Below are 16,704 nucleotides of genomic sequence, written 5' to 3' on the forward strand. Positions count from 1 at the left end.
ACTGTTCCTCCTTGAATCGGTGTTTCCCTTATCTTTATTTCTTCGGATCTTTTTTTACTTCCTTTTGCAGCTTGTACAACTGATTCATCGCGTCCATCGGTGTCATTGTGAGCAAATCCAGGTTTTCCAGTTCACGAATTATTTTATGGCTATGTTTTTCTCCCGGTTTCGACTTTCCCGCCGGTTCCGGAAACAGGGCAAGCTGCTCGGGGCCTTTTGCATCTGCAGTTTCCCGGGCAACTGCGGTTTCCTGGCGGGCGCCGGCGTCGACCGGCTTATGTTTCGGAGAATCATTTCCCTTTTCCAGCCCGCTAAGAATTTCAGCTGCGCGTCGGATCAGGTCGTCAGGCAGTCCGGCGAGTTTTGCGACATGAATGCCGTAACTTTTATCCGCCTGACCTTCCACGACTTTGTGAAGAAAGACGACGTTTCCATTTTCCTCCATTGCTCCCACGTGGATATTTTTCAGCTTATCCAGTTTGTTCTCCAGAAAGGTCAACTCGTGATAGTGGGTTGAAAAAAAGGTTTTTGCCGCGATGTGATCATGAATATATTCCACTATCGCCTGAGCGATTGCAATGCCATCGTAAGTCGATGTCCCGCGTCCAATCTCATCCAGCAGGATCAGGCTGTTCTGTGTGGCATGGGTCAGTGCATATCTGGCCTCGTCCATCTCAACCATAAAGGTACTCTGTCCGGATACCAGGTCGTCAGCTGCGCCAATTCGGGTAAAGATTTGATCGAATATCGGAAGTACAGCCCTGTCCGCCGGAACAAAGCAACCGATCTGCGCCATAATCGCAGTCAGTGCCGCCTGGCGCATGTAGGTACTTTTACCACCCATGTTTGGCCCGGTAATCAGCAGCATATCACTCGAGGCATCCATGTGAATGTCGTTTGAAACAAAGGCACCCTTTTTCATTACCTTTTCAATCACCGGATGCCGACTGCCTGAAATGGACAGAGTCCGGTCATGAGAAAACTCCGGCTCAACATAACCATTTCGGTCACTGACCGAGGCGAAACTCTGCAGGACATCAAGGCCACTGACCAGGCGGGCCAGCTTCTGCAGCTCCGCACTGTGTTCCTTGATTTTAGCCCGAACATCACTGAACAGCTGATATTCAAGACCGATGCGCTTTTCTTCCGCCTCCATGATGACGCGTTCCTTTTCTTTCAGTTCCGGGGTAATAAAGCGCTCTGCATTTGAAAGGGTCTGGCGTCGCTCATAACGGCCTTCCGGCAGGAGTTTCAGGTTTGGCCTGGAAACTTCAATATAATAGCCAAATACGCGATTATAACCGACCTTCAGTGATTTGATTCCGGTCTCCTTACGCTCTTTGGCTTCCAGTTCGGCAATCCATCGCTTCCCATTTTTCGTGGCATCGCGGTAGGTATCCAGCGTTTTGTCGTAGCCGTTTCTGATCATGCCGCCTTCTGCTGTCGAGAATGGCGGGTCATCGACAATAGCCGAGTTAATCAGATCGCGGATTTCTGTGCAGGGGTTCATTTCCTGACTGTACTTTTTAAGGGAAGGCTCAGGAATTTCAGAAAGCGTCTGGCGGATGGCAGGAATCTGATCCAGGGACCGTTTCAGCTGCAGGACTTCACGTGGATTCACATTGCCAAATGAGACGCGACCCACGAGCCGCTCAAGATCATACACATCGCTGAGTGCCGAGCGCAGTGTTTCCCTTTCCAGCATATGCGTCTTCAGTGCGGCCACCGCATGAAGTCGGTCCTCAATCTCCTCCTGGTTCAAAAGCGGCTTCTCAATCCATTGTTTCAGCTTCCTGCCCCCCATTGCCGTCTTAACGTCATCCAGAAGCCAGAGCAGTGATCCATAGACTTTTTTGTCCCGATTCGTGTGCGTGAGCTCCAGATTACGCCGTGAATGCTGATCAATCATCATATACGCATTAATATGATAAACATCTGCCGGTTGCAAATGATCAAGTGTGCGCTTCTGCGTGGTCACAAGATAATGCAGCAATCTGCCCAGTGGCCGGAGCAACTTTTCCTGATCAATCCCTTTTGTAATAGGCGTTAGCTGAGCCGGAACCTCATCCCGGGCATCCTCAGAAATCGTCAGGTTCATCTGTTCAGTCAGGCTGCTGCGCTTCTCTGAGTCAAATTCAGGATCAATGACCACCTCACGTACATCATTTGCAGCGAGTTCCTGCAGTACGGCATCCCATGTCGAAATCAGAGTAACCTTTGTTTCGCCGGTTGTCAGATCACACAGGGCAAGGCCGCCTGATCCATCACTGAACGCACTGAGCGCGGCAAGATAATTATTCTTCTTCGGTTCGATTGAATCATCTTCCATAATCGTGCCGGGCGTGATCATTTGGACGACTTCACGTTTCACCATGCCCTTTGCAAGTTTTGGATCCTCCATCTGCTCACAGATAGCAATCTTGTAACCTTTGTCAATCAGAACTTTTATATATTGTTTCACAGCATGATAAGGCACGCCGCACATCGGTATGTATTCATCCTTGCCCCCGTTCCGCGAAGTCAGAGCAATCTCCAGTTCTTTCGACGCTTTGACTGCATCATCGAAGAACATTTCGTAAAAATCGCCGAGACGAAAAAATAGAAAAGCGTCCGGGTACTGGGCTTTAATGGCCAGATACTGTTTAATCATTGGTGTATAACTCATCCACGTCCACTCCAACCGTGTATTTCTCATCTCTCAATTATAACACATGGTTTTCCGTACAGCCGGGATCAGTCGCTCTTTCTCATCCAGTGATTCGTGATATAATAAATGAAACTTTGCGTGCAGGAGGAAGGGGACCATTCAATGATCCGGGCATTCGAAAATTTGAAAAATAATGTAAGTAAAGTCCTGACAGGGAAAGATCAGCTCGTAGAATATATAATGATTGCACTGATTTGTCACGGACATATTCTCATGGAAGACGTTCCCGGAACAGGGAAGACGATGCTCGCAAAAACACTAGCTAAATCGATTAAAGGGCAGTTCAGACGGATCCAGTTTACGCCGGATATTCTACCATCCGATATCACAGGGATTGAGTATTTTAATCCGAAATCCGAAACGTTTGAGCTGAGGATCGGGCCGGTCATGACGAATGTGCTGCTTGCGGATGAAATCAACCGTGCAACACCCCGCGCGCAGTCCAGCCTGCTTGAAGTCATGGAAGAACAGCAGGTCACGATTGAAGGGAAAACCTATCCGATCAAGTCTCCGTTTATCGTGATTGCCACGCAGAATCCAATTGAATCCCAGGGAACATTCTCCCTTCCCGAAGCTCAGATGGATCGTTTTTTCATGCAGTTATCCTCCGGTTTTCCTTCTGAAGCTGAAGAAAAACAGATGATGCATCTGTATCGCGAGCAGGAGCCACTGGATACGATTGAACCGGTCCTCACACTGGATGAGATCTGTTCGCTTCACGATGAGGCCAGAAAAATCAGAATGGATGAAACGGTTGAAGATTACCTGCTCCACATCGTCCGTGCAACAAGAAACCATGAGTGGATTACAAACGGGGTCAGTCCCCGTGGCACACTGGCACTCATGAAAGCGGCTCAGGCTAAAGCACTTCTGTCAGAAAGATCTTTTGTTATCCCGGAGGACGTTAAAGAGATGTCAGCCTGTGTTCTGCCCCACAGGCTTGTCCTGTCTATGGAGGGAAATCTGCACACAACCAGACAGAAACTGTTGAATCAATTACTCGAGCAGGTTGAAGTTCCTGTGGAATCGGGGGCACAGCATCGATGAACTGGTCGGTTGAAGATCGGAACAGGCGGATGCAGTCTCTGTTCTATCTGCTCGGCGTCGCTGTTTTCTTCATCGGATTTTTACGTTTCAAGCCGTTTTTGCTCTTTATTGGGCTGTTCTTTATCGTGCTTGGCTACACATCTGAAAAATATATGCTCTATCTTACCCGCCATCTTATGCTGATTAACAAGAAAACAGACACCCGTCTGTCCATTGGCGAAAATGGGGAGCTGACGCTGATGTTCACAAACACCTCGCGCCTTCCTTTTTTCTCAATTCAGGGAGAACTGGAAATTGATGCGATCGCTGAATTTCGCGAAAGTACACATGAACATCCACAGAGTTGCACTTTCACCTTTTCCATTCCCGCCGGTAAAACGATTAGCATAACCTGTCCGATCACTGCCATCTCCCGGGGCACGGCAAGAATTCGTTCCTTTCAATTGACCTGTGAGGACCCGCTCCATATCTGTCGCGTCCTGCTCAGGCCGAATGAACTGATCAGAAACAGACTCATCATTTATCCGAAGCCGCTGCCGGTGGCTAATGTCAGCCAGTTACGCCCCCGGCATCCCGGTTTTGATCCTGCCGCGCATGCACTTTTTCATGATGATACCGCGCCGTCCGGTACGAGGGATTATTTAACATCGGATCCATTTCGATACATCCACTGGAAAGCAAGTGCAAGATCAGGCAGGCTGCAAACGAAAGTGTTCGAAAAAGTGGCTCACCTGTCCTGGTGTTTTGTGTTCCTGACAGATCCGGGGAACACCGCAAACCGAACGACAGATGATTTTGAAAAACGGATTTCAGCCACCGCTTATATGACGAAATTTTCCTGTCAAAATCAGATCTCCTATTCTATTTACTGTAACAACAAACCGATGGGCAAAAAGATCATCACTGAACTTGAGGAAGGTCACGGTACAGCACAGCTGAGAAAAGCGTGGGAATTTCTGGCCTTTATGCAGAAATGGCAGATTAAGACACCTGTTGATCAGTCTATGCGGGCAATAGATCAGATCCTAAGCAGATCACAGACCCTTTTTATCATGGACTGGGACCGTGTATCAGAAAACAGCCCGTATTTACTTAAATGGCTGAACTTTGGACACGTTGTCTTTTTCCTTCATATAGAAGGAGATGCCTTATTTTTCAGTACAGTGCCCGCTTCAGGAGGTGAGATGAGTGTTTAAACGGCTGCCTGATTTACCTTTTCTTTGTTTTATCGGATTCTGTTATACATTTACCTGTCTGGTACTGATCCCTTTAACTGTGTGGGGCTGGCGTGTCTTTTTCCCACTTCTGATCCTTTTACTCGTTCAGGGGGGCGTAATCAGAGTTATTCTGAATAAAAGAGAAATCCGGCTGTCACTCGTTTTGACTCTCTCGACACTCAGCGCAGGTGCGGCATACTTTCTCTTCAGTTTCACCCTGACAGCGAGCTGTCTGGTTATTCTGCTTTTTACATCCCTTTCCATGAGCGCTCTGGAGAAGAGAACATCCCACTTCCTCTGGCGTCTGTTTCTGATATCGGCAGTTGTGTCTGTTTTCTATTACCTGTTCCTTACTTTTCCGAATTCTTCTTTTCTGTTTCTTCTTCTCCTTACGGAACTGCTACTCCTGACCGCATTTATCATCACAGAGCAGAGGAAAGCTATCCGTTTTCTCCCAGGAATGACGCTGCTCTTCCTTTTCGGCATGGGCGTGCTGACCGGCATCATACTTCTGCTTAAACCAGTCATCGTGTGGATCTATGATTTTATTTTCAACTTTTTCTTTAAAAATATATTATACGCTATTGCTGATGGTTTAAATACCCTCCTGAACAGTCTGACCAGGGCAGACACCGGTGCACGGATTCAGGAAGCATTTCATGGTTCAAACGCGTCAGACCAGATGAATGAGCGAGCGGATAAAATGTCGCAAATTCCGCCATATCAGGATTACAGTTTCCTGATTGGAGCCTGCATCATTGCAGCTGTAATTCTGATTTTGATTCTGCTCTTCAAAAAAAGAAGAATCCACCTGACCGGTGCGATCATGCCCGCCAGAGTCCAGTCGGTTATCTCTCCCCGTCATCCTGACAAGAAAAACAGACGGAGACGTTTCGGACGATTGATTCCGCCAAAGAATCCAGTCAGAAAAAATATTTTCCAGCTTCAAAAGCTGGCAGCAAAACATCACTGCACCAGATATAGCAGCGAATCGCTTTCTGAATGGTTTCAGCGGATCGGCCTTTACAGTCAGGGCCTCCCGCTCATCACCGGTTATCAGAAAGTGAGATATGGGCGACAGGCGTTATCGCCATGCGAAACAAAAGCTTTTTTTCAGTCATTGCAGCATATTCGTCATTTAATCCGGGAAAAGGAAGTCTCCCGCGACAAAACAGCCCATAACGATTGATCCCATCAGCAGAACTGGATATACTTTTCTTATTCTTTATCCTAGAATAGACCTGACAGAGGGGAATGAAAAAACCAAGTATGTGATTTCGTCAAAGTTATCTCTCAAAAATTGAATATCTATTTTAAAGGAGAGCAACTTTGATGACGAAAAATCACGCATTCCGTTATCTATGGATGGGTCAGTCGCTGGCTAACTGTGGTGATGTATTCTATGTTGTTGGTCTGATGACGGTCATTTACGCGGACACCGGTTCAGCATTCCTGATGGCGCTTGTTCCATTTGTTAACACTCTTTCAAGGTTTACCGGTGATCTCACCGCTCCTTTAATGATCGAATCTGCAGGAGTGAAACGGACGCTTGTTGTTTCTCAGGCTGGTAAAACCCTGCTGCTGCTCTTTTTTGCAGTCCTGTCATCACTGGATATAAAGGATGCCCTCTGGGTCATTTTTCTTTTCGTTGCGATCATCAGTTTTCTCGACGGATGGGCAACCCCGTCACGAAATGCCATGATTCCAAACCTGGTTGTACCTGAAAAACTGGTGAGGGCGAACAGTTTTCTCTCGATGCTTGATCAATGTATCAACATGAGCAGCTGGGCTGTTGGAGGCGTATTCGCCGCCTGGCTGGGAGGTTCATCCATGATCTGGCTGACCGGTATTCTGTTTGCCCTCTCTACGGGAAGTCTGGCCATGATCAGCTATACGGATGATCGTGTCCGGAGAAAGCCCATGTCCGGGGAAAGTCCATGGCAAACGGTGAGGGATGGATGGATCATGCTCTGGCGTACGCCGGTCCTGCGCGTGATTGCGATCATTGACGGAATGGAATCTTTGGCTTTTGTCGTCTGGATCGCAGCTATCATTTATGTTTACGTCCAGGAAGTCCTCCATGTCGGAGCTGCCTTTTGGGGGTATATTAATTTTTCCTTTTTCGCCGGACTGTTGATTAGCGGAGCAGCCGGATTGCGCTGGTCCTCATTCATACAGGATAACCTGAAGCAGGCGGCACTGGCCGGGCTTTTCATCACCGGACTTGTGACACTCTGGTTTGGCTGCAACACATACCCATGGCTGGCCCTCTTCCTTTCTCTATTGGTCGGAATGGCCAATCAGATGAAGGAGATTTCATTCCAGACTTTGATTCAGACGAACACGAAGAAAGAAAAAATGGGGAAGATCTATGCTGCACTGGATGCGATCGTATCGGTCATGTTCGGGTCAGGCACCGTGCTGATCGGATTTCTTGCGGATCAACTCGGTGTTCGATTCGTTTTTATCCTGTCGGCTGTACTCTCATTCCTCACGTTTTTCATCTTTCTGATTCATACGCGCTCGGAAAAACCTGAACGCTTCAGTAGATGACGATAAAAAAGATGGGTCTTGAACTGACCCATCTTTTTTCGTTCAGAAAAAAAGGAGAGACGCCTCTTCTCCTGTCACTCGTCTTCATCTGTTAATAACTCGGAGTCCAGTCCATTAAGTTCCTTCTCCAGCTCATCATCATCATAATCGATTTCTTCGAGCCCGTCTCCTTCTACTTGGACAGTAACTTTTGTTTCCCCGATCACTTCAACCAGAAATTCCCGTTCTACCTGAGCCATCACTTTATTACCGGAAGATGAAATTTTCGCTTCCAGGCAGTTCGGTCCCTGCAGCGGGCGTACGCTGCACGTGACATTATCAGCAATCAGATTCTTGTCGCGCAGGGTCAGCCGGATTTTATCGCGATAGCTGACCGTTTCACAGGCCACTTCGGTACGCGTATTATTGTTATAGGCATACCATGTATTAATGTCATATGTCCCTTCGATGACCACTGCATCCTTTTGATAGTTCGTTCTATATTTATGATTGATGACCCAGCATCCAAGGATGTTCGAAGGTTTATGCGTCGGTGTTAAGGTGTGAGCGGACTGGCTGAATTTCTTTCCCTTACCGCAAACAGCTTTCGTGATGATTTCCCTGTAAGCATGATCTGCCAAAAGTACAAACCTCCTTTGCCTTCTTCACTTCATGTTATGCAGGGCGAATAACACGTGTGAATCTCTCGTGACACCTGCATATAAAAAAAAATCCCTGCATCCATTGCAGGGAAACAATCATCTGTCAGTATCTCTTTATTTTTACTGATCTCCCGTTACACGGCGGGAGATGAGGCGTGTAATCTGCTGAAGAAAATCGTTTGCTTCTCCCTGGGATTGTTTAAATTCCTGAACGACAGGGATAGCATCCAGTTCCTCCTGAAGTTGATGAAGTTTCTCCTCATTTCGTTTATATGCCTCATGTTTCTGAAAGTGCTGTAGATTTACTGATTCCTTTTGATAACGTTTGATCTGGTCTATTAGCTGAAGGACTTTTTGATTTGCGCTGATTTTGGCTTCGGCATGCTTATAAAACTGAATCTGATTTGTTGATCCCATTCGTGAAGCCAGTTCCTTTGCCTTCGCCATAATTTCCTCATTCGAATACTGCGGTCTGGTCATGATTGGCTGACCTCCGGCTCTCTCTGCCACTCTCCATCCAGTGACCACATTTTTGTTTCAGTCACTTTGACCTGCACAAGCTGACCAATCAGCGATTCAGGGCCGGAAAAATTAACGACTTTATTGGTTCGGGTATGACCAGTAAGCATTTCTGCATTTTTCCGGCTGGTTCCTTCTACCAGAACTTCAACCACCTGATCCTGATATTTTGCATTACTCTCTTCCGCCAGCTGATCAACCAGTTTATTGAGCCGTTGCAGACGTTCCTTTTTGACTTCCATTGGGATATTATCCTTCATTCGTGCAGCAGGAGTCCCGGCCCGTGGAGAGTAGATAAACGTATAGGCTCCATCAAACCGGCACGTTCTGACAAGAGACAGGGTATCCTCAAATTGTGCTTCCGTTTCATTCGGAAAACCGACAATGATATCGGTTGTAAATGAAGCACCAGGAACTACTTTTTTTATTTTATAGAAGAGATCAAGGTAACGTTCACGTGTATATCCGCGCCCCATGATCTTCAGGATATCGGAATTACCGGACTGAACAGGAAGATGAATATGTTCACAGAGATTCCCACCCTTACCCAGTACTTCGATCAGATGATCATCGAAATCTTTAGGGTGACTGGTCATGAAACGGACACGCGGAATACCGATTTTGCGGATCTCATCCATCAGATTGCCCAGTCCATAATGATCAAGATCCTTAAGATCTTTACCATAAGCATTAACATTCTGACCCAGAAGCGTCACTTCTTTATAACCCTGTCGGGCAAGGTCACGAACTTCCTCAATAATTTCTTCCGGACGCCGGCTGCGTTCTTTTCCGCGTGTATAAGGAACAATACAGTAGGTGCAGAACTTATCACAACCGTACATGATATTAACCCAGGCCTGAAAATGGCCTTTACGTGCCTGGGGAAGATTTTCGATGATATCTCCTTCCTTGGACCAGACTTCAACGACCATCTCTTTACTGAACAGGGCTTCCTGAAGCAATTGCGGCAATCTGTGAATATTATGCGTACCAAAGATCAGATCAACCTGAGGATATTTGTGCAGAATTCTATTTACTACTGTTTCTTCCTGAGCCATGCAGCCGCAGACACCGATGATTAAACCGGGGTTCTCTCTTTTGAGCGGTTTCAGATAACCAATATGTCCGAACACTTTGTTTTCTGCATTTTCCCGAATCGCACAGGTATTAATCAGAATGACATCTGCTTCAGCAATTTCTGCTGTTTCGCTGTACCCCATTTCTTGAAGAATACCGGCCATGACTTCGGTATCATGCTCATTCATCTGGCAGCCATAGGTTTCGATTAAGTACTTTTTATTTCGACCGATACCTTTCATTTCATCAGGAATACTGAAATCATTTATGATATGAACCTTTTCTCTGCGACGTCTTCTTGCCGCTTTAAGAGAAGGCGGCTGGAAGTACCTGGAAAAATCCACTTTGCTGAATTTTGACTCGACCACAGCTTTGCCCCCTTTTTTTATTTCAATCTTTAAATTATAACAAACTATGCGTGTGAATGGAAGAATCGACGCATGGTTCGGGGCAGGGCTTTGTAGGGGGAAGGCAGAAGAAAAATAAGATACCCTTGTAATTAATGTGAGGTGAACATGCTGTGACAGCAGATGGACCGGTTTATACTTCTCCGAGAACCTGTTCACCCAGGTATCGGAGCACGTCACTTCGGCCGATCAGACCAACGACATGATGCTCCCTGTCGATGACAGGCACGCGTTTGAGATGATGATGCGACAGCATTCGGAGCACATCCCCCAGGTCCCGTTCAGCCGTGACAGTCAGGATATTTCGTTTTCTCATTAGCTTGCTGACTTTTTTGTTTAATAAATCTTCTAAATGGCCACGTGTGATCTCCACCTTCACTGACGCGATGAGGCTGTACCAATCATAAACAGTCATTTGTTTTGGCAGCAGAGTTCTCATTATGTCACCATCTGTGATCACGCCTGACAGTCTGTCCTTACTGTCAAGAACCGGGATGATACCGATTCGATGATCAATCATTTTCTTAAGTACGACTGAAATGAGATCATCTTCATGGACGGATACAACATCTGTAATCATGACTTGTCTGACAAGCATCTTTACCCGCTCCTCTCCCCCTCTTCACTATTCATTATACATCATATAATGTATGCGTTTTCAATAAAATGAAATTTCAAATCAGTGGGCGCTTCCTACTCCACTGATTGTTCGTTGAACCCATCGGGCTGCTGCGGGCAGTGATCCCCACCTGGAAGTGTTCGTTTATCCCCATGACTCTGAGGTGGGAGGGTATTACCACTGGATAAAAACAGGTTTCCTGACTGCTTGAAGACACCAGAAAACCTGTACACTTTCATCTCGGTTCGATAATCAGCTTAATCGCTGTCCTCTCTTCACCGTCAATCTTAATATCTGTAAAGGCTGGAATACAGATCAGATCCAGCCCGCTTGGAGCGACAAAACCTCTTGCAATGGCGACAGCTTTAACAGCCTGATTTAGTGCTCCGGCTCCAATAGCCTGAATTTCTGCAGATTTTTGCACGCGCATCGCATGTGCCAGGGCACCGGCAACAGAATTAGGAACAGATTTTGCTGAAACTTTTAACACATCCATGGCTGCTTGTCATCTCCTTCTGAGAATTACCCGTATTAAACTATATTCCCATAAAAAGGGGACTATGCCCTCATGGATCTGACAAGGTTGAAAAAGCCCTCCATGTTAATCAAAATAAGGGTGATCCGGGTTAATCAGTACCCGTTCGATCTTACTGGCCTTTCCTGTTGTATCATTTACCGTGATCACCGCGCCGCCCAACTGTCCTTCACCCTCTTCACTTTCAAATCGGACAGGCATTGCCGTCAGAAACCTCCTTGTTACCGCCTCCCGGGTCACGCCGATAATGCCGTTATAAGGCCCGGTCATCCCCGCATCCGAAAGATAGGCTGTTCCCTGAGAAAGTATCCGCTCATCAGCAGTTTGAACATGCGTATGTGTCCCGATAACTGCGGAAACCCTTCCATCGAGATACCACCCTAAGGCCAATTTTTCACTTGTCGTTTCAGCATGCAGATCGACAAAAATAACAGGCGTTTTTTCTCTCGCTTCAGCAACGAGGCGATCTGCCAATCGAAACGGATCATCAAGGGCCGGAAGAAACACCCTGCCCTGCAAGTTAATCACTGCAACATGCTTGTTTCCGGCGTGAAGGATTCTCATCCCTGTTCCAGGTGTCCCTTCAGGAAAATTGGCCGGCCTTACCAGACGATCAGCCCGGTCGATAAAATCAAAAATATCCTTATTGTCCCATGTATGGTTTCCCATTGTCAGGATATCTGCTCCCTTTTCAAGAAGATGATGATATATCTTTTGCGTTATCCCTTTTCCGTGAGCTGCGTTCTCTGCATTAATAATCGTCACATCCGGATGAATGCGGCTTTTTAATTGAGGTAAATAGTTGTCGATCATTTGTCTTCCTGTTTTGCCATAAATATCTCCAATGAACAGTATCTTCAAGAAATAGTCACATCCTGCCCTATTATTTTCTCTGTTTTTTATCGTATAAAGAAAACCTGACGGAGCCCGACCTCTGTTACCGGCTGAGCCTTATTTAACCTGATCCGGTATCATCTCTGAAATGTAAATCATTCCTGTAAAAATGAAAAAACGGCTTAAAGCCGCTTTTTCATTTTGCATATTCAACAGCACGTGTTTCACGAATCACTGTCACTTTGATATTACCAGGATAGTCAAGATCGCTTTCTATCTTTTTGGTGATATCATGAGCGAGCTGGTAAGATTTTGCATCATCTATGATATCCGGCTGAACAATGATCCGGATCTCTCGTCCTGCCTGTATAGCATAAGATTTCTCAACGCCTTCGAACGACTCAGAGATTTCTTCAAGTTTTTCGAGACGGTGAATGTAATTCTCAAGCGTTTCGCGCCGTGCGCCCGGCCGTGCAGCAGACAGTGCATCAGCCGCCGCAACCAGAACAGATATGACAGAAGTAGCCTCCGTATCTCCGTGATGTGATGCAATACTGTTGATCACAACAGGATGTTCTTTATACTTGGTTGCCAGTTCCACACCGATTTCAACATGACTGCCCTCAACTTCATGATCAATGGCTTTACCAATATCATGGAGCAGTCCTGCCCGTCTGGCCAGCATTTCATCCTCTCCAAGCTCCGCAGCCATCATCCCGGTTAAAAAGGCAACTTCAACGGAATGCTGCAACACATTCTGGCCGTAACTGGTACGGAAATGCAAACGTCCCAGGATCTTGATCAGATCCGGATGCAGGCCGTGAATTCCGACTTCAAAGGTGGTCTGTTCGCCATAATCACGTATTTTTTCGTCTACTTCATGGCGTGACTTCTCCACCATTTCCTCAATGCGGGCCGGGTGAATTCGACCATCCTGAACCAGCTTTTCAAGAGCAATTCTGGCCACTTCACGACGGATCGGGTCAAACCCCGACAGGATGACTGCTTCAGGTGTATCATCGATAATCAGATCGATACCTGTCAGCGTCTCAAGGGTACGAATGTTACGTCCTTCACGCCCGATGATCCTGCCTTTCATCTCGTCATTTGGAAGATTGACTACGGAAACAGTTGTCTCTGTGACGTGATCAGCGGCACAACGTTGAATGGCAAGGGATAAAATGCTTTTTGCTTTCTTCTCCGCATCTTCCTTCGCTTTCATTTCAATATCTCTGGCAATCTGTGCCGCATCATGTGATGACTCTTGTCTGACCTGATTAAGGATCAATTCTTTTGCTTCATCATTCGTCAGGCCGGAAATTCTCTCAAGTTCATCCTGCTGCTTGTGCAGTGTTTCCTCCACTTTGCCTTCCATCTCTTCAATTTGTCGGTGTTTCTTGCTAAGTGCTTCCTCCCTTTTTTCTAATGAACCTTCTTTTTTATCAAGAGATTCGCTTTTGCGATCGAGCAGATCCTCTTTTTGAACCAGGCGATTTTCCTGTTTTTGAAGTTCATTTCTTCTATCCCGGGCTTCATTTTCTGTCTGAGACCTCAGCGTATGAATCTTATCCTTAGCTTCAAGGAGAGTTTCTTTCTTTAATGCTTCCGCATCACGCCGGGCCTGCTCAATAATCCGATGAGCTGCTGCCTCAGCAGAAGCGATTTTTGCCTCAGCAATTTTTTTCCTGTAAAAATAACCAACAAACAGACAAACAACAGAGATCAGCGCAATGGAGATGATTGTAATAATCGTCATCATTTCACCTCCTTGCTTTTCCGTATCGTCAAGAAGTAAAATCTGTCACTTTTACTTTTGCATGGTGCTTAAAAGAAACGATAAGAAACTGAGGGATACGGAATCAATGAACAGCTTTCATCTGTCTCCGGTTCTATTTACAGCTTCCCTTCAGTCATTATGACATTATCCGTTAAGCACTTACTGGCAGAAAAATTTACATGAACATGAAATATGTGACTGATAAGTCACAAGTTAATTGTATAGTTGCGTATATAGGTTGTCAACCTTACATGTTTTAGGCAAATCACCCCAAAGGTATTCTGGCTATAAAAAAAGATTGCGTTCCTCTGACGCAATCTTTTTCCCTGATATCCTTCAATTATTTTTTGGGGGCATCCGAACTATGAACCACAGCTTCTTTATCCGCTGATTCATCCGGTGTTTCATCTGGTGTTTCATCCAAATGATAATGCTGCCTGATTTGTTTCTTGATTTCTTCCCTGATCGGCTCATTTTCTTTCAAAAATAATTTTGCATTTTCTCTTCCCTGACCGAGCCGCTCTTTATGATATGAATACCAGGACCCGCTTTTTTCCACAATATCCAGATCAGAACCGATATCGAGGATCTCACCTTCACTGGAAATACCATGACCATACATAATATCCACTTCCGCCTGTTTGAAAGGAGGGGCAACCTTGTTTTTCACTACTTTAATTCTTGTACGGTTTCCTACAATATCATTCCCAACTTTTAACGCTTCGGCGCGACGGACTTCAAGGCGGACGGAGGCGTAAAATTTCAGCGCGCGTCCTCCTGGTGTCGTCTCAGGATTTCCGAACATCACACCGACTTTTTCACGGATCTGGTTGATAAAAATAGCCGTTGTTTTTGATTTACTGATGGCTCCTGACAATTTCCTCAATGCCTGAGACATGAGACGCGCCTGCAACCCGACATGGGAATCACCCATTTCACCTTCGATTTCAGCTTTTGGAACCAGAGCAGCTACAGAATCGATAACAACAATATCAATGGCACCGCTCCTGACCAATGCTTCACAGATTTCCAGTGCCTGCTCACCTGTATCCGGCTGTGACAGGAGCAGTTCATCTATATTGACGCCCAGGTGTTCTGCATAAACAGGATCAAGAGCATGTTCTGCATCAATAAAGGCGGCCTGTCCTCCACCTTTCTGAGCTTCAGCAATAGCATGCAGGGCCACCGTCGTTTTACCTGAGGATTCAGGCCCGTATATTTCAATGATCCGTCCACGTGGATATCCTCCGACACCCATGGCGATATCAAGTGTCAGAGAACCGCTCGAAACGGTCGACACACGCTGCTCCGGCTGTTCACCAAGCCTCATGATCGAACCTTTTCCGAATTGTTTTTCGATTTGACGCAGTGCACTGTCCAGTGCTGCCTTTCTGTCATTTTTCCCAGCCATTCTCCCGGATCATCTCCTTAAAACTTTCTTATTAAATCATACCTTTTTTAATGAATAAGCACAAGTGTTCCCCAAATATTTATTCGTATCATTATAACCGTTCAATAAGAGGTAACTTCAGAAGATGCCTTCTGACCAGGTCGTAACCTGTTTTAACCGAACGGATCCTGATCATTCTCCGTGAACCGGCCAACTTGTATAGATAACTTTCTGAGCCATCTTGGTCAGCAATACCGATATAAACCGTGCCGACATCTTTACCCTCACTTTTTTCCGGTCCGGCCACTCCTGTAAAGCCCACACCAATGTCCGAAGCACACAGATTTCTGACGGACGATGCCATTTGTTTCGCACACTCCGCGCTGACCGCTCCCGCAGAGTGCAGCAAAGTTTGGGGAATGCCAAGAACATGGGCCTTCACCTCATTTGTGTAGCAGACGATACCCCCGTTCAACACCGACGAAGCGCCAGAAAAACCGGTCATCCATTCCGCTGCCATGCCCCCGGTCAGACTTTCAGCAAAAGCAATGGTTTTGCCCTTCTTTTTTAACAAACGAAAGACGTGCTCAGCCAGTGATTCCTCGCCGTAGCCGTACAGATACCCGCCTGTTCGCTCATCAATCTGCTTCTCAACGCGATCAAGCATCTGAATGGCGCTCTCCCGTCTGCGGTGTCTGGCCGTCAGGCGAAGAGTTACTTCGCCTTCCTTGGCCAGCGGAGCAATCGTGGGATTCGACTGGTTATCAATCAGATCGATAATTTTAGTTTCCAGCGCAGATTCCCCAATACCGAAAAAGCGTAACACACGAGACTCAATGTGTTCTTTGCTGCTCAGAGCGAGGTGACTGGCGGCAAATTCCAGAAACATGGGCTTCATTTCTGAAGGAACCCCGGGCATTAATACATACATGCGTCCGTCCTTTTCAGCGACCATTCCCGGTGCCATTCCCTGCCTGTTCGGCAATACCCGGCTTCCTTCGATAACCAGTGCCTGTTTCCGGTTATTGGGCGTCATTTCTCTGCCTGTTTCCTTAAAATAAGCCATAATACTATTCATTGCATCAGGATCCGTCACCAGTTTTCTGTCCAGACATTCTGCAACCGTTTCTTTCGTTAAATCATCCTTTGTCGGACCAAGACCGCCTGTAAAGATAAGCAGATCGGATCTTTCTTCAGCGTGTCTGATGGTGTCACGGAGGCGGTTGCGATTATCGCCGCATACCGTATGAAAATAGACGTTAATCCCCAGTGTGGCAAGGTGCTCCGATATGAACTGCGCATTCGTATTTGCAATCTGCCCAAGCAGGAGTTCAGAACCAACTGCTATAATCTCTGCGTTCATGAAATCAGGACTCCAATT

At 46.4% G+C, this 16,704-nt stretch carries 14 protein-coding genes; 4 read left to right on the forward strand and 10 right to left on the reverse strand.

From position 1 onward, the window contains the following. Positions 1 to 34 precede the first annotated feature (34 nt). A complete protein-coding gene (mutS, locus tag EWH91_RS08400) occupies positions 35 to 2,665 on the reverse strand; it encodes a DNA mismatch repair protein MutS (RefSeq protein ID WP_129929593.1) in 2,631 nt (876 codons plus the stop codon). Positions 2,666 to 2,809: 144 nt separating this feature from the next. Here mutS and EWH91_RS08405 point away from each other — a divergent pair, with 144 nt between their 5' ends. The 4 genes from EWH91_RS08405 to EWH91_RS08420 all read left to right on the forward strand — a co-directional run bounded on the left by EWH91_RS08405 (position 2,810) and on the right by EWH91_RS08420 (position 7,524). Next, a complete protein-coding gene (locus EWH91_RS08405) occupies positions 2,810 to 3,754 on the forward strand; it encodes an AAA family ATPase (RefSeq protein WP_129929594.1) in 945 nt (314 codons plus the stop codon). After that, positions 3,751 to 4,950, forward strand: coding sequence for a DUF58 domain-containing protein (locus tag EWH91_RS08410; protein ID WP_129929595.1), 1,200 nt, complete (start codon positions 3,751 to 3,753; stop codon positions 4,948 to 4,950). The genes EWH91_RS08405 and EWH91_RS08410 overlap by 4 nt, the downstream gene beginning before the upstream one ends. Further along, positions 4,943 to 6,160 (forward strand): hypothetical protein, encoded by a 1,218-nt coding sequence (locus EWH91_RS08415; protein ID WP_129929596.1) that lies wholly within the window; start codon positions 4,943 to 4,945, stop codon positions 6,158 to 6,160. The genes EWH91_RS08410 and EWH91_RS08415 overlap by 8 nt, the downstream gene beginning before the upstream one ends. Positions 6,161 to 6,303: 143 nt before the next feature. Further along, the gene (locus EWH91_RS08420) at positions 6,304 to 7,524 is read left to right on the forward strand and encodes an MFS transporter (RefSeq protein WP_129929597.1); all 1,221 of its coding nucleotides are present in this window, start codon (positions 6,304 to 6,306) and stop codon (positions 7,522 to 7,524) included. A gap of 74 nt (positions 7,525 to 7,598) precedes the next feature. Here EWH91_RS08420 and cotE read toward each other — a convergent pair whose 3' ends face one another. The 9 genes from cotE to EWH91_RS08465 all read right to left on the reverse strand — a co-directional run bounded on the left by cotE (position 7,599) and on the right by EWH91_RS08465 (position 16,686). Beyond that, positions 7,599 to 8,144 (reverse strand): outer spore coat protein CotE, encoded by a 546-nt coding sequence (cotE, locus tag EWH91_RS08425; protein WP_129929598.1) that lies wholly within the window; start codon positions 8,142 to 8,144, stop codon positions 7,599 to 7,601. A gap of 141 nt (positions 8,145 to 8,285) precedes the next feature. After that, on the reverse strand, positions 8,286 to 8,645 hold the full coding sequence (locus EWH91_RS08430; RefSeq protein WP_129929599.1) for a YlbF/YmcA family competence regulator: 360 nt from the start codon (positions 8,643 to 8,645) through the stop codon (positions 8,286 to 8,288). Then, entirely contained in the window at positions 8,642 to 10,156 is a 1,515-nt protein-coding gene (gene miaB, locus EWH91_RS08435; protein WP_483315829.1) for a tRNA (N6-isopentenyl adenosine(37)-C2)-methylthiotransferase MiaB, read from the reverse strand. Before miaB ends, EWH91_RS08430 begins: the two co-directional genes overlap by 4 nt. Before the next feature lie 145 nt (positions 10,157 to 10,301). Further along, the gene (locus EWH91_RS08440; RefSeq protein ID WP_129929601.1) at positions 10,302 to 10,766 is read right to left on the reverse strand and encodes a CBS domain-containing protein; all 465 of its coding nucleotides are present in this window, start codon (positions 10,764 to 10,766) and stop codon (positions 10,302 to 10,304) included. 256 nt (positions 10,767 to 11,022) lie between these two features. Then, positions 11,023 to 11,283: a stage V sporulation protein S gene (locus EWH91_RS08445; protein ID WP_129929602.1), complete on the reverse strand. Its 261-nt coding sequence runs from the start codon at positions 11,281 to 11,283 to the stop codon at positions 11,023 to 11,025. A gap of 105 nt (positions 11,284 to 11,388) precedes the next feature. After that, the gene (locus EWH91_RS08450) at positions 11,389 to 12,183 is read right to left on the reverse strand and encodes a TIGR00282 family metallophosphoesterase (protein ID WP_129929603.1); all 795 of its coding nucleotides are present in this window, start codon (positions 12,181 to 12,183) and stop codon (positions 11,389 to 11,391) included. Between the two features lie 169 nt (positions 12,184 to 12,352). Beyond that, the gene (gene rny / locus EWH91_RS08455) at positions 12,353 to 13,915 is read right to left on the reverse strand and encodes a ribonuclease Y (protein ID WP_129929604.1); all 1,563 of its coding nucleotides are present in this window, start codon (positions 13,913 to 13,915) and stop codon (positions 12,353 to 12,355) included. A gap of 358 nt (positions 13,916 to 14,273) precedes the next feature. Then, positions 14,274 to 15,344: a recombinase RecA gene (recA, locus tag EWH91_RS08460; protein ID WP_129929605.1), complete on the reverse strand. Its 1,071-nt coding sequence runs from the start codon at positions 15,342 to 15,344 to the stop codon at positions 14,274 to 14,276. 91 nt (positions 15,345 to 15,435) lie between these two features. Further along, a complete protein-coding gene (locus EWH91_RS08465; RefSeq protein ID WP_129929606.1) occupies positions 15,436 to 16,686 on the reverse strand; it encodes a competence/damage-inducible protein A in 1,251 nt (416 codons plus the stop codon). Positions 16,687 to 16,704 lie beyond the last annotated feature (18 nt).

The sequence above is a fragment of the Sporolactobacillus sp. THM19-2 genome, assembly GCF_004153195.1.
GTDB lineage: Bacteria > Bacillota > Bacilli > Bacillales > Sporolactobacillaceae > Sporolactobacillus.

Bases quoted from the DNA above. Each gene is read 5' to 3' on its own strand.
- mutS (WP_129929593.1), bottom strand. From the start codon at position 2,665: ATGAGTTATACACCAATGATTAAACAGTATCTGGCCATTAAAGCCCAG.
- EWH91_RS08405 (WP_129929594.1), top strand. From the start codon at position 2,810: ATGATCCGGGCATTCGAAAATTTGAAAAATAATGTAAGTAAAGTCCTG.
- EWH91_RS08410 (WP_129929595.1), top strand. From the start codon at position 3,751: ATGAACTGGTCGGTTGAAGATCGGAACAGGCGGATGCAGTCTCTGTTC.
- EWH91_RS08420 (WP_129929597.1), top strand. From the start codon at position 6,304: ATGACGAAAAATCACGCATTCCGTTATCTATGGATGGGTCAGTCGCTG.
- EWH91_RS08430 (WP_129929599.1), bottom strand. From the start codon at position 8,645: ATGACCAGACCGCAGTATTCGAATGAGGAAATTATGGCGAAGGCAAAG.
- EWH91_RS08440 (WP_129929601.1), bottom strand. From the start codon at position 10,766: ATGCTTGTCAGACAAGTCATGATTACAGATGTTGTATCCGTCCATGAA.
- EWH91_RS08445 (WP_129929602.1), bottom strand. From the start codon at position 11,283: ATGGATGTGTTAAAAGTTTCAGCAAAATCTGTTCCTAATTCTGTTGCC.
- rny (WP_129929604.1), bottom strand. From the start codon at position 13,915: ATGATGACGATTATTACAATCATCTCCATTGCGCTGATCTCTGTTGTT.
- recA (WP_129929605.1), bottom strand. From the start codon at position 15,344: ATGGCTGGGAAAAATGACAGAAAGGCAGCACTGGACAGTGCACTGCGT.
- EWH91_RS08465 (WP_129929606.1), bottom strand. From the start codon at position 16,686: ATGAACGCAGAGATTATAGCAGTTGGTTCTGAACTCCTGCTTGGGCAG.